This is a genomic window from Staphylococcus sp. Mo2-1 (genome assembly GCF_046721385.1).
GTDB lineage: Bacteria > Bacillota > Bacilli > Staphylococcales > Staphylococcaceae > Staphylococcus > Staphylococcus equorum_A.
Genome location: NZ_JBEUUK010000001.1, coordinates 1,066,251 through 1,079,987, shown reverse-complemented (window position 1 = coordinate 1,079,987; position 13,737 = coordinate 1,066,251). Strand labels below are relative to the sequence as shown.

Below are 13,737 nucleotides of genomic sequence, written 5' to 3'. Positions count from 1 at the left end.
AAAATGTTTGATTATAAATCTGTAGGCTTAGAAAAAGAAGACCTACAAGCAATGTACAAATGGATGGACTTAGGTCGTAAAATAGATGAACGTATGTGGCTATTAAACCGTGCGAGCAAAATCCCCTTTGTCATTAGCTGCCAAGGACAAGAAGCAACACAAATAGGTATGGCTTATGCTATGCAAAAAGGTGATATTTCTTCACCTTATTATAGAGATTTAGCGCTTGTAACTTATTTAGGTATGACACCTCTGAATTCTATGTTAGCCGCTTTTGGTAAACGTGATGATATCAATTCAGGTGGAAAACAAATGCCTTCTCATTTTGGTCAAAGTGACATAGGGATGCTTTCTCAAGGTTCTCCGGTAGGAACTCAAATTTTACACGCTGTTGGTGCCGCTTTAGCTTTGAAAATGGATAACAAAGCAAACATAGCAATGACAACTGTCGGTGAAGGTAGTTCCAACCAAGGTGATTTTCACGAAGGATTAAACTTTGCAGGAGTACATAAATTACCGTTTATTTGTGTAATTGAAAACAATAAATATGCAATTTCAGTTCCTGATTCACTTCAATATGGTGCTGAAAAACTTTCTGACCGTGCTATTGGCTATGGAATACATGGCGAGCATGTGGATGGAAATGATCCAATAGCTATGTATAAAGTAATGAAAGAAGCTAGAGAACGTGCTTTAAATGGCGGTGGATCAACACTAATAGAAGCTATGTGTACGAGAATGACTGCTCATTCATCTGATGATGATGATAAATACCGTTCAAAAGAAGAACGCGATGAACTTAAATCTTTAGATTGTAACCTTAAATTCAAAGCATTTTTACTTGAAGAAGGTTTTATTGATGAAGGTCTGGTTAGATGATTTAGAAAAAGAACATAAAGAAATAGTCAACCAAGCAACTAAGGAAGCTGAGCAAGCACCTTATCCATCAGCAGAAGAAACTTATACACACGTTTACGAAGAAGGAGGCTCAAACAATGGCTAAATTATCCTATTTAGAAGCTATCCATCAAGGGCTAGACCAATCAATGGAAAAAGATAATGACGTTTTCGTATTAGGAGAAGATGTCGGTATAAAAGGCGGCGTATTTGGAGTCACTTTAGGATTACAAGAAAAATATGGTGAGGCACGTGTATTAGACACGCCATTAGCAGAATCTAATATAGTTGGTACAAGTATAGGCGCCGCAATGTTAGGTAAACGTCCTGTTGCTGAAATTCAGTTCGCTGATTATATTTTACCTGCTACAAACCAAATCATTAGTGAAGTCTGCTAAGATGAGGTACCGTTCCAATAATGATTGGCAATGTCCCATTACAATTCGTGCGCCGTTTGGTGGCGGAATTCATGGTGCACTTTATCATTCACAAAGCGTTGAAGCGATATTTGCATCGACACCTGGATTGACTATTGTTATACCGTCTACACCTTATGATGCAAAAGGTTTATTATTGTCATCAATTGAGACGAATGACCCAGTGCTCTTCTTTGAACATAAAAAAGCATATCGATTATTAAAAGAAGAAGTACCAGAAGACTATTATACTGTGCCTATCGGTAAAGCTGATGTAAAACGTGAAGGTGATGATATAACTGTTTTCACTTATGGTTTATGTGTGAATTACTGTATCCAAGCAACAGATATGTTATCTGAAGATGGTATTAATGTAGAAGTTGTTGATTTACGTACAGTTTATCCTTTAGATAAAGAAACAATTATTGAACGTGCTAAATTGACTGGTAAAGTATTATTAGTTACAGAAGATAACTTAGAAGGTAGTATTATTTCTGAAGTATCTGCGATTATATCTGAAAACTGTTTATTTGATTTAGATGCACCTATAATGAGACTTGCGGGACCTGATGTTCCATCAATGCCATTTGCACCAACTCTCGAAGACGAGTTTATGATCAATCCAGATAAGATAAAAATTAAAATGCGAGAACTCGCAGAATTTTAAGGAGGCACAATCATGGAAATCAAAATGCCTAAACTCGGTGAAAGTGTGCATGAAGGTACAATAGAACAATGGCTTGTATCTGTAGGAGATACTGTTGAAGAATATGATCCATTATGCGAAGTTATCACTGATAAAGTGACAGCAGAAGTGCCATCTTCATTTTCAGGAACAATTAAAGAAATTATAGTAGAAGAAGGCACAACAGTAGCGGTAAATGAAGTCATATGCCTTGTTGATATTGGTGATGAATCGCAAGAAACAAACAATTCAAATACACAACAAACAACAGAATCTAATGAACCTCAAGAGGTTGCTTCAAATGATATAGATGATAATGTTAATAGCGCTTCACATGAAGATAAACCCAAAAACAATGGTCGCTTTTCACCAGTGGTATTTAAACTTGCTTCAGAAAATCAAATCGAGTTATCTGAAGTGATTGGTACTGGTTTTGAAGGTCGAGTTACGAAAAAAGATATTGAAAAAGTAATTAAAGAAGGTACGAACAAAACACCTTCAACAGTTGTAGCACCTAAAGATTCACCTAAAGTTACAAAACAAGCGTATTACAATGAACCTTCTCCAGGGTCAGCAATTCCAGTTAATGGTGTTCGTAAGCAAATCGCTCAAAACATGGTAAATAGTGTCAATGAAATACCGCATGCATGGATGATGGTAGAATCGGACGCTTCAAATCTAGTAAAAACACGTAACTATCATAAGCAAAGCTTCAAAGAAAGTGAAGGATATAATTTAACTTTCTTTGCATTTTTCGTAAAAGCTGTTGCAGAAGGGCTAAAAGCGTATCCACTGTTAAATAGTAGCTGGTCAGATTCAGAAATTGTTATGCATAAGGATATTAATATTTCTATCGCTGTCGCAGATGAAGACAAATTATATGTCCCTGTAATTAAAAATGCAGACGAAAAATCAATTAAAGGTATTGCCCGTGAAATTAACGAGCTTGCAAATAAAGCGCGTAACAAAAAATTACGTTCTGAGGATATGCAAGGTGGTACGTTTACTGTGAATAATACTGGAACATTTGGTTCTGTTTCATCTATGGGTATCATCAACCATCCTCAAGCGACAATATTACAGATTGAATCTATTATTAAAAAACCTGTCGTTATTGATGATATGATTGCAATTCGCAATATGGTTAATTTATGTCTATCGATTGATCATCGTATATTAGATGGTCTTCAAGCAGGTAGATTTATGAATTTTGTAAAAACACGTATTGAACAATATTCAATTAAACATACAAGTATATATTAATATATTTAACTTTGTAGACTAATTAATTTTCAAGTTTAAAAAATGAGTGTGAGACAAAAGTTTCACACTCATTTTTCATTTAATTTTTCTGGTTTAACATGTGTTTTATCAACCGTCCGCGATATAATTTTTATGAATTTAAGCAATATTATTATATATTATAATCACACATGTTGAAGTATTGCGCATATATTAGTAGAATAAAAGTAATAATTCAGAAATGAAAGGTGACGTTATTATGGATTTAAATTTTGATTTATATATGACTGATGTTGTTAATCAAGCAAGAAATGAAATAGAACAGGCTGGATATGAGCAATTAACATCTCCAGAAGAAGTAGATAAAGTATTACAACAAGATGGAACGACACTTGTGATGGTTAACTCAGTATGTGGTTGTCTTGGTGGTATTGCTAGACCAGCGACAACGCATGCTTTACATTACGATAAAACACCAGACCGCCTTGTAACTGTATTTGCGGGTCAAGATAAAGAAGCAACACAACAAGCAAGAGATTATTTTGAAGGTTATGCACCATCAAGTCCATCGTTTGCATTAATCAAAGATGGTAAAGTTGCCCAAATGGTAGAACGTCACCAAATTGAAGGTCATGACGTAATGGATGTCATTACTCAATTACAAAACACATTCGACACTTATTGTGACGAAAAATAGAGGGATTAATACATGACACGTTTGAATCCATACCGCATCGGATTTAGAACGATAAAGACTGCAATTGGAATGGCACTAGGTATTATTATTGCAAAATTAATTGGTTTAGATAATTTTGCATCTAGTGCCATTTTAGTGGTTCTTTGTATTAAACATACAAAGGTGCATTCACTACAAGCAATTGTATCTCGTTTTGTATCTTGTCTTATGATACTCGCACTTGGTTCTATTATTTTTAATTTATTAGGACAAAACGCAATTGTTTTAGGTATCATTGTGCTACTTTTTATTCCTTTAACTGTTGTATTTAAAGTTCAAGAAGGTGTTGTTACAAGTTGTGTTATCTTACTTCATGTTTTCAATGCTAAAACGATTGATATGGATTTATTTTTCAATGAAATTATCTTATTAATTGTTGGTCTCGGTATTGCATTCTTAATGAATGTTATTATGCCAAGCTTAGATAGTAATTTAAAACAGTATAAACAACAAATTGAAAATCAATTTACTGAAATTTTTCAAATGTTCAGTAAGGCTTGTACAAGTCCAAACCCAAGCTTAGATATATCCTTTGAGAAGTTAAAAGTTACGATTCGCAAAGCTAAATCAATCGCATTTAGAGATGTTAAGAATCACTATGTTAGAAATGAAAATTCTTATTATCATTATTTTGATATGCGGGAAGAACAGTTAGAGCTGTTACGAAGAATGGCTCTAATCCTTCAAAATATTGAAACAAAAGATTGCTTATTATCCAAAATATCTAATTTATTTGCTGAAGTAGGGACAAATGTAAATAGTAATGATTATACTGCATTACGATTGCATTCGTTATATGAAATTCGAATAGAATTAAATGAATTAGAGTTGCCTACGTCACATGAAGCTTTTCGAACACGTGCAAACTTATTACAACTTTTAAATGAACTTGAATCATATTTATTACTAAAATCACAATTTGGATCATTAAGATTACATAATGATTCTAAAATCGCAACATCCTAAATAATAAAGCCATACAAAATTCTTTTGATTTAAGAATTTTGTATGGCTTTATTCATTTTCTACTGTACTTATTAACTATACATATATTAGTGATTCATCGCTTTTAATAATAAAATAACGTTTAATTAAAAATTGATACTTTCAAAAACCATTATAATTAATTCACTAATGGTACGACACTTGTCAATACCAATGCAAGAATAATAGCTACTAACATGACTATAATAATGACTCTTAGAACTTTGTTGTTACCCAAAGATGATTCCTCCAAATCTAGAATATGGAATTGAAATATAGATAAAACACACTGTATATATCAATATAATTCAATTACAACACATTCAATTTCAAACTACTTTATAAGTTTATTATATCATACGCACCCTCTAGAATTGAAACATATTAGTTTTGCTTATGTACACATTTCGTTACACTTAAACGTATGGCATATAAATAATGGAATGGGGATTTTTAAATGATAAATAAACAACGACTCCTAGATACTTTTTTGGAATTAGTGCAAATTGATTCTGAGAGTGGCAATGAGATTGAAATTCAACGGTTACTTAAATCTAAGTTTGAAAAATTGGGATTAAAGGTAGTTGAAGACCATGTTGGTCAACATGAAAATTTAGGAGCAAATAATTTAATTTGCACATTAGAGGCGACGACAAATGATGAAAATATAGATAATATCTATTTCACGAGTCATATGGATACAGTTGTGCCTGGTGTTAATGTAAAGCCGATAGTTAAAGATGATGGTTACATCTATTCAGATGGAACTACAATTTTAGGTGCTGATGATAAAGCTGGATTAGCTACTATTTTAGAATTAATTTACATATTAAATGAACAAGACATAGCACATGGTAAGATTCAATTTGTACTTACTGTTTCGGAAGAATCTGGTTTAGAAGGTGCGAAAGCATTAGATACATCTTTACTCGATGCCAAATATGGCTATGCTATCGATGCAAGTGTAGACGTAGGGACAACTGTTATTAATGCACCCACACAAATGAAAATTAATACTACAATTCATGGTAAAAAAGCTCACGCGAGTGTACCTAACAAAGGTGTAAGTGCGATTAATATTGCCGCTAAAGCTATAAGTGCGATGAAATTAGGTCAGATAGACGAATATACCACAGCAAATATAGGCCGTTTTGAAGGCGGATCTGCAACTAACATTGTAGCTGACAAAGTAACACTTATGGCTGAAGCCCGATCACACTCAGATGAAAGTATAAATGCTCAAGTAACTCATATGAAATCTGTTTTTGAAGAAACAGCAGAAAAATATGGTTGCTCAGCTACAGTTGAAATAATTAATAGTTATCCTGGCTTTAAAATTGCACAAGATGCCACAGTTACTAACGTAGCTAAAGCCAGCGCAATTGCATTAGGGTTAACACCGAACACAGTTATGGTCGGCGGGGGTTCTGATGGTAATATAATTAATCAATTAGGCATACCAACTGTCATCTTAGGCGTGGGTTACGAGCACATCCATACAACTGAAGAACGTATGTCAATTGATGCTTTAAATCTTCTAGCAGAACAGCTTATAAAAATAGTTGAAATAATTACTCAAAAATCTGAAAACTGATTAAGTGAATATGAGTGATGCTTTGTGATACAATATATGAGAAAACTTTAATAAGAGAGGTTAGTTAAATGACACAACAAATTGGTGTAGTAGGTTTAGCCGTAATGGGTAAAAACCTTGCTTGGAATATTGAATCACGAGGATATAGCGTTTCAGTTTTTAACCGTTCATCTTCTAAAACAGATGAAATGGTAACAGAATCTGAAGGTAAAAATATACATCCGACGTACTCTATAGAGGAGTTTGTGAATTCTCTAGAAAAACCCCGTAAGATTTTATTAATGGTGAAGGCAGGACCGAGCAACAGATGCAACAATCGATAGCTTATTACCATTACTAGATAATGATGATATTTTAATCGATGGTGGTAACACTAATTATCAAGATACAATCAGACGTAATAAAGCACTAGCTGAAAGTGGTGTTAACTTCATCGGAATGGGCGTTTCTGGTGGTGAAGTTGGCGCGCTTACTGGTCCTTCATTAATGCCTGGTGGACAACAAGAAGCATTTGATAAAGTTAAAGACATTGTAGAAGCAATCTCTGCTAAAGCTGAAGATGGCGCCGCATGTGTAGCTTATATTGGACCTAATGGTGCCGGTCACTACGTTAAAATGGTGCACAATGGTATTGAATATGCAGATATGCAGTTAATTGCTGAAAGTTACGCAATGATGAAAGACTTACTTGGTATGTCTCATGAAGAAATTTCACAAACATTCAAAGACTGGAACGTCGGCGAACTTTCAAGTTACTTGATTGAAATCACTGGTGACATCTTCACTAAATTAGATGATGATGGTAATGGTCCATTAGTTGAAAAAATCATGGATACAGCTGGCCAAAAAGGTACAGGTAAATGGACTTCTATTAACGCTTTAGAATTAGGTATTCCATTAACAATTATTACTGAATCAGTATTTGCACGCTTTATATCTTCAATCAAAGAAGAACGCGTGAATGCTTCTAAACAATTAAATGGACCAAGTACTAAATTTGAAGGTAACAAAGAAGAATTCCTTGAAAAAATCCGTAAAGCGCTGTATATGAGTAAGATTTGTTCATACGCACAAGGCTTTGCTCAAATGAGAAAAGCTAGTGACGACAATGAATGGAATTTAAAACTTGGAGAGCTTGCTATGATTTGGCGTGAAGGTTGTATTATCCGTGCGCAATTCTTACAAAAAATTAAAGAAGCATATGATAATGATACAGAATTACAAAATCTATTATTAGACCCATACTTCAAAGATATCGTAACAAACTATCAAGATGCATTACGTGATGTTGTAGCTACTGGTGTACAAAATGGTGTTCCAACGCCAGGTTTCTCTGCAAGTATTAACTATTATGATAGTTATCGTTCAGAAAACTTACCAACTAACTTAATTCAAGCGCAACGTGATTATTTTGGTGCACACACTTACGAACGTAAAGATCGTGAAGGCGTATTCCATACACAATGGATTGAAGACTAATAAACATCTTTATATTAACATTATAAAAGACGTGAAACTACTTCGCGTTTGAAACTACTAGCAAAGTCTACGGACTTTACTAGTAGTTTTTTTATGTAAATTTTTAATAACAGCTTTAGTATTACATTAAATTTCCAAGTAATGGCATTTAAATAAGAAAAAGCTAACCCATGATTACAAAAAATGCAAACTTTGTGCAATCGTTTGCACAAATCCTTTGACTTTCCCTTTATACTTAATTATCATTATAATTATAGTTTTGAAAACGCTTTAATTATATACATTAGCAAAGGATGACTCAACTTGGTAACTATAAAGGATGTTGCAAAAGCAGCAAATGTAGCACCATCGACAGTTTCACGTGTCATTAGCGGTAACAATCGTATAAGCGATGCTACTAGATTAAAAGTATTAGCGGTGATGGAAGCATTAGGCTACCAACCAAATCATGCGGCCCGAACATTAGTTACAAAAAAATCTAAAACAATAGGTATTATTCAAAAAAGCGGGCGTAATGAAACAAGGCAAAATCCATTTATTATAGATGTCCTTTCAGGTATATATAAATCATGCAAAGCACATGGTTATGCAACAATATCTACCACAAATGAGCAATATGAAAATATAGAATTAGAAGTAAGTCACATGATTTCTTATCATGCAGTAGATGGCTTTATTTTATTATACTCAAAAGAAAACGATAAGATAGAACAAATACTTGCTCAACATAATATGCCGTACGTCGTCGTGGGGAAACCCTTATCTAATCAACAAGTCATTCATATAGATAATAATAATGTTGAAGCGACGGAGCAATTAACACGCTATCTCATAAGTCTTGGTCATAGTAAGTTTTTATTTTTAGCTGAACGTGGAAATTATGAAGTTGTTAAAGATCGAATCAAAGGATTTACTAATGTCCTTAAACAACATGCACAAGTAGGTCTTATCGAATATTTTGATATGAACTACCAAAGCATAAAATCTTATTTTCATTATTTACTCACACATAATGAACTATCTTCAGTCATTATTACATCAGATACGATGCTCAATCATATTGTGCTTAGCGTATTGTATGAACTACAACTTCGTGTGCCAACAGATTTACAAACAGCAACCTTCAATGATTCTTACTTAACTGAATTTGCGGCGCCACCACAAACCGCGGTCAATATTCATCCTGACTTATTAGGTGAAGCAGCAGGCGACGCTATCATTCAATTAATTAGTGGAGAACATATTGTCGATTTTAATAAAGTTATTCCAACAGATATTATTAAAAGAGTCTCAACTCAATATTTAACAAAGGAGCAATAATATGAATAAACAGTGGTGGAAAGAGGCAGTAGCATATCAAGTTTATCCTCGAAGCTTTAACGATTCAAATAACGATGGCATTGGAGATTTACAAGGAGTTATTGAAAAACTAGATTATATACAAGATTTAGGTATCGATATCATTTGGTTAAGCCCGATGTATAAATCACCAAATGATGATAATGGTTATGATATTAGTGATTATCAAGATATCATGGATGAATTTGGAACGATGGATGATTTTGATCAATTATTAGATGGTGTACACCAACGTGGTATGAAACTCATTTTAGATTTAGTAGTCAATCATACATCAGATGAACATCCATGGTTTATAGAATCTAAATCGAGTAAAGATAATCCAAAACGAGATTGGTATATCTGGAAAGATCCAAAAGCTGATGGATCTGAACCTAATAATTGGGAAAGTATATTTAATGGTTCTACATGGGAATATGATAAAACAACAGGTCAATATTATTTCCATTTATTTAGTAAAAAACAACCTGATTTAAATTGGGAAAATAAAGACGTTAAAGCGACTGTCTTTAACATGATGAACTGGTGGTTTGAAAAAGGAATTGATGGCTTCAGAGTGGATGCAATTACCCATATTAAGAAAACATTTGAAGCCGGAGATTTACCAGTTCCTGAAGGCAAAACATACGCGCCTGCATTCGACGTAGATATGAACCAACCAGGCATACATGATTGGTTACAAGAAATGAAGGATGAATCCTTAAGTCATTACGATATTATGACAGTAGGAGAAGCAAATGGTGTGAATCCTGATAATGCTGATGAATGGGTCGGTGAAGACAAAGGTAAGTTTAATATGATTTTCCAATTTGAGCACTTAGGTTTATGGAATACTGGCGATATTAAATTTGATGTTAAAGCATATAAAGATGTGTTAAATAGATGGCAAAAGAAACTTGAAGATGTAGGCTGGAATGCATTGTTTATAGAAAATCATGATCAACCTAGACGTGTATCTACATGGGGTGATGATGAAAGATTTTGGTATGAGTCAGCTACAAGTCATGCGGTTGTATATTTCTTACAACAAGGCACACCATTCATATATCAAGGACAAGAAATCGGTATGACCAATTATCCATTTGAAAGTGTGGAAACATTTAATGATGTTGCTGTAGTGAACGAATATAATATCGTTAAGGCTCAGGGTGGTGATTTAACAGAACTGTTAAACAAACACAAAATGGAAAATAGAGATAATTCTCGTACACCAATGCAATGGACTAATGCTATAAACGGTGGATTTTCTGAACATGAGCCTTGGTTCCCAGTTAATCCTAATTACACTGAGATTAATGTATCATCACAGCTACAAGATTCTGATTCAATTTTAAATTTTTACAAATCTCTGATTCAAGTAAAAAAATCACATGATATTTTTACATATGGCACTTTTAATCTGATAGATGCTGAAAATGACCGTGTATTTGCTTATATTAGAGAATTAGAAGGAAAACGTGTCCTTGTAGTAGGAAATTTAACTGATAAGTCTGCCTCGTTGGCATTCAATGAAACGATAAATGAAAATAATATTAAACTGCACAATTACAAAGATAACAAATTGAATTTAACTGCATTACGTCCATTTGAAGCTTTTGTAATAGCTTTATAAAAAATTAATTTATTTAAGTCTACAAAAAACCTCTAACGATATTTGAATTATTTTGAATTCAAATTATGTCAGAGGTTTTTTATAGTTCATTGTCATGATATTGTTCTTGATCTACAGGCATCCATAGCTGAACTTTAGTGACAAGCATCATCAAAAGATAATTCTAAGGGATAAACTTCCACATACAGGCTGTTATGCTCATATGGCGGGGTCATTTGAAGGCTTGTTTCGATGTAATACCAAGCTTCGTTAATGACATAGTCTAAATCACCTTGTAAGTTAAATTTAGCATATTGTCTTTCAGGTAGGAAACGGCTTTCTAAGTGTGCGGGGTATCTTTCACTTGGTACACCCACAAATATTTCCATACCTTGATCTAATGGACAATTGACTACAAATAACTCATGTGGACTTACATCATTATAACGTTGAAGCTCTTTAATTTTTCCATCGACTAATAAATCTTCTAAAAAGTCAGGTACTTTATATGGATTTTCTAATTCATCTGCATCTAAAAATCGATTGTAACCTACTAATGATAGGCCCTGTGTATCTTCTAATCTGTAATTATAAGGTGCAGTTTCAGTTGTTGTCAGTTTTATATAAAGTCTTGGTTGCATTTTAAGTTCATCGCGTTTGGTATTCACTTGGATGGGTGACACCCCGTGAAAATCACTGAAATCATTTGCGAACGCGTTTGTATCACTATAATTGTATTTTTTAGCTACGTCCATTAAACGACTTGAACCACTAATAATCTCTTTTGTCGCTAAAGTCATTCTACGTGACCTCGCATATTCACTTGGAGACTGACCAACAATCATTTTAAATGATTGATCAAGATGATAAGGTGAAAGACCAACGTAATCACTGAGTTCTTGCAAATGAAAAGGCTCTAGCAAATGATCTTCTATATAAACAATTGCCTGTTGTATTTGCTTGATAACGTCCAAAACTTTCACTCCTAATTTTCAAATGACTCATGCGCCATCATTGCTTTTAAATTTATTGTTGGAAAACGTTAGCATCGTTTACCTAATTAATTATATTCTACATCATTTTACTTATACTTACATCTCAAAAATATTAAATAGAGTAAAATGTAAATAAGTAAACGCATAAACTTTATGTAATTTGCTCAATAGATTAAATCATAACACAAAAAAAGGTTAAGAAAAAAGCAACAACACAAGTGATTTTTTACACTTGCGTTGTTGCCTTATGTTATAGAAAGATAAACATATTAATGAATATCGTCCCACCAATGGAAACCATCTCTACTTAAGAGTAATTCACTTTCTAATGGACCATTTGATCCTGATTCATAGTTAGGGAATTCAGGTTCATTTTGGTCCCATTCTTCTTGTATTGCATCGACAAATTTCCAAGTAGATTTTAACTCTTCCCAATGGGTAAAGTTAGTAGCATCACCATTTAGACAATCAAATAATAAATTTTCATAAGCATCGACAGTATTCATTTTATCTTGTGCGCTCATCGCATAAGATAATTGAACAGGTTCTGTTTCAATACCTTGAACATTTTTCTTCGCATTTAAATGTAATGATACACCTTCATTAGGTTGGATGTTGATGACAAGTAAATTTGAATCTAATTTCTTATCTGTTTCATAATATAAATTCATAGGCACTTCTTTAAATTCAACAACGACTTGAATCGTTTTACTCTTCATTCGTTTACCTGTTCTAATATAAAATGGCACGCCGACCCATCTAAAGTTATCGACAGTCAATTTACCTGAAACGAAAGTAGGGGTTGTTGAGTCTTCAGCAACACGGTCTTCATCTCTGTAACGTCTTACTTTTTGATCATCAATTGTACCTTCATCATATTGTCCGCGAACAAAGTTTTGACGAACTTCTTCTGATTCTAATTTACGCAATGATTTAAGTGCTTTAACTTTCTCAGCTCGTATATCTTCACTGTGTAAACTAATTGGTGCTTCCATTGCTAATAATGCAACCATTTGTAACATATGGTTTTGAACCATATCTTTTAAAGCACCACTTGATTCATAGTAACCACCTCTATCTTCAACACCTAATACTTCTGAAGATGTTACTTGAATGTTAGAAATGTATTTATTATTCCATAATGGTTCGAACATCGCATTAGCGAAACGAAGTACTTCTATATTTTGTACCATGTCTTTACCTAAGTAATGGTCAATACGATAAATTTCTTCTTCTTTAAATGAACGACGTAATTGTTCATTAAGTTGCTCTGCTGACTCTAAATCAGTACCAAATGGTTTTTCAATAACTAAACGTTTGAAACCAGTAGTCTCGGTTAATCCAGATGATTTCAAATAATCAGAAATCACACCGAAGAAATTAGGAGCCATAGCTAGGTAGAATAATCTATTACCCTGAAGTTGGAACTCAGTATCTAATTTATTACTCACTTCTAGTAGTGATTGATAACTTGCTTCATCACTGACATCATGTTTATGATAAAACACGTGTTCCATAAATTTATCAAGATGTTTTGTATCTTTAACATGTTCTTGAATTGATGATTTCACTTGACTACGGAAATCATCGTTTGTTAAGTCTCTTCTACCTATCCCAATGATTGCAACTTGTTCATTTAAGTTTTCTTGTTGATACAAATGGAATAATGATGGAAATAATTTTCTGTGACTAAGATCACCAGTTGCTCCAAAAATTGTTATTAAGCATGGAATATCTTTGTTTCTAGTATTCAAGATCA

8 protein-coding genes and 4 pseudogenes are annotated in these 13,737 nt (G+C 33.4%); 9 read left to right on the top strand and 3 right to left on the bottom strand.

Annotated elements, in window-relative coordinates; translation table 11 throughout:
- Window positions 1–3: 3 nt before the first annotated feature.
- The 5 genes and pseudogenes from ABLV95_RS05420 to ABLV95_RS05400 all read left to right on the top strand — a co-directional run bounded on the left by ABLV95_RS05420 (window position 4) and on the right by ABLV95_RS05400 (window position 4,942).
- A pseudogene (locus ABLV95_RS05420) lies at window positions 4–1,003 on the top strand (thiamine pyrophosphate-dependent dehydrogenase E1 component subunit alpha).
- Window positions 996–1,980: pseudogene (locus ABLV95_RS05415) on the top strand (alpha-ketoacid dehydrogenase subunit beta). The pseudogenes ABLV95_RS05420 and ABLV95_RS05415 overlap by 8 nt, the downstream one beginning before the upstream one ends.
- Before the next feature lie 12 nt (window positions 1,981–1,992).
- Window positions 1,993–3,261, top strand: coding sequence for a dihydrolipoamide acetyltransferase family protein (locus tag ABLV95_RS05410; RefSeq protein WP_460876574.1), 1,269 nt, complete (start codon window positions 1,993–1,995; stop codon window positions 3,259–3,261).
- Window positions 3,262–3,499: 238 nt separating this feature from the next.
- A complete protein-coding gene (locus ABLV95_RS05405; RefSeq protein WP_460876572.1) occupies window positions 3,500–3,937 on the top strand; it encodes a BrxA/BrxB family bacilliredoxin in 438 nt (145 codons plus the stop codon).
- Window positions 3,938–3,949: 12 nt separating this feature from the next.
- Entirely contained in the window at window positions 3,950–4,942 is a 993-nt protein-coding gene (locus ABLV95_RS05400) for an aromatic acid exporter family protein (protein WP_427704389.1), read from the top strand.
- 157 nt (window positions 4,943–5,099) lie between these two features.
- Here ABLV95_RS05400 and prli42 read toward each other — a convergent pair whose 3' ends face one another.
- Entirely contained in the window at window positions 5,100–5,198 is a 99-nt protein-coding gene (gene prli42 / locus ABLV95_RS05395) for a stressosome-associated protein Prli42 (RefSeq protein ID WP_155398016.1), read from the bottom strand.
- Between the two features lie 219 nt (window positions 5,199–5,417).
- Here prli42 and ABLV95_RS05390 point away from each other — a divergent pair, with 219 nt between their 5' ends.
- The 4 genes and pseudogenes from ABLV95_RS05390 to ABLV95_RS05375 all read left to right on the top strand — a co-directional run bounded on the left by ABLV95_RS05390 (window position 5,418) and on the right by ABLV95_RS05375 (window position 11,004).
- A complete protein-coding gene (locus ABLV95_RS05390) occupies window positions 5,418–6,554 on the top strand; it encodes a M20/M25/M40 family metallo-hydrolase (RefSeq protein ID WP_460872672.1) in 1,137 nt (378 codons plus the stop codon).
- Between the two features lie 68 nt (window positions 6,555–6,622).
- A pseudogene (gndA, locus tag ABLV95_RS05385) lies at window positions 6,623–8,033 on the top strand (NADP-dependent phosphogluconate dehydrogenase).
- A gap of 303 nt (window positions 8,034–8,336) precedes the next feature.
- A complete protein-coding gene (locus tag ABLV95_RS05380) occupies window positions 8,337–9,353 on the top strand; it encodes a LacI family DNA-binding transcriptional regulator (protein WP_460876570.1) in 1,017 nt (338 codons plus the stop codon).
- A gap of 1 nt (window position 9,354) precedes the next feature.
- Complete coding sequence (locus tag ABLV95_RS05375; protein WP_460872669.1) at window positions 9,355–11,004, top strand: glycoside hydrolase family 13 protein; 1,650 nt, start codon at window positions 9,355–9,357, stop codon at window positions 11,002–11,004.
- A gap of 79 nt (window positions 11,005–11,083) precedes the next feature.
- On the opposite strand, the pseudogene ABLV95_RS05370 reads toward ABLV95_RS05375, so the two are convergent.
- Both ABLV95_RS05370 and zwf read right to left on the bottom strand, forming a co-directional pair.
- Window positions 11,084–11,957 (bottom strand): annotated as a pseudogene (locus ABLV95_RS05370) (effector binding domain-containing protein).
- Between the two features lie 290 nt (window positions 11,958–12,247).
- Window positions 12,248–13,732: a glucose-6-phosphate dehydrogenase gene (gene zwf, locus ABLV95_RS05365; protein ID WP_460876568.1), complete on the bottom strand. Its 1,485-nt coding sequence runs from the start codon at window positions 13,730–13,732 to the stop codon at window positions 12,248–12,250.
- Window positions 13,733–13,737 lie beyond the last annotated feature (5 nt).

What these genes read in the sequence shown, in the direction of transcription:
- ABLV95_RS05410 (WP_460876574.1), top strand. Translation starts at nt 1,993, where the DNA reads ATGGAAATCAAAATGCCTAAACTCGGTGAAAGTGTGCATGAAGGTACA.
- ABLV95_RS05405 (WP_460876572.1), top strand. Translation starts at nt 3,500, where the DNA reads ATGGATTTAAATTTTGATTTATATATGACTGATGTTGTTAATCAAGCA.
- ABLV95_RS05400 (WP_427704389.1), top strand. Translation starts at nt 3,950, where the DNA reads ATGACACGTTTGAATCCATACCGCATCGGATTTAGAACGATAAAGACT.
- ABLV95_RS05390 (WP_460872672.1), top strand. Translation starts at nt 5,418, where the DNA reads ATGATAAATAAACAACGACTCCTAGATACTTTTTTGGAATTAGTGCAA.
- ABLV95_RS05375 (WP_460872669.1), top strand. Translation starts at nt 9,355, where the DNA reads ATGAATAAACAGTGGTGGAAAGAGGCAGTAGCATATCAAGTTTATCCT.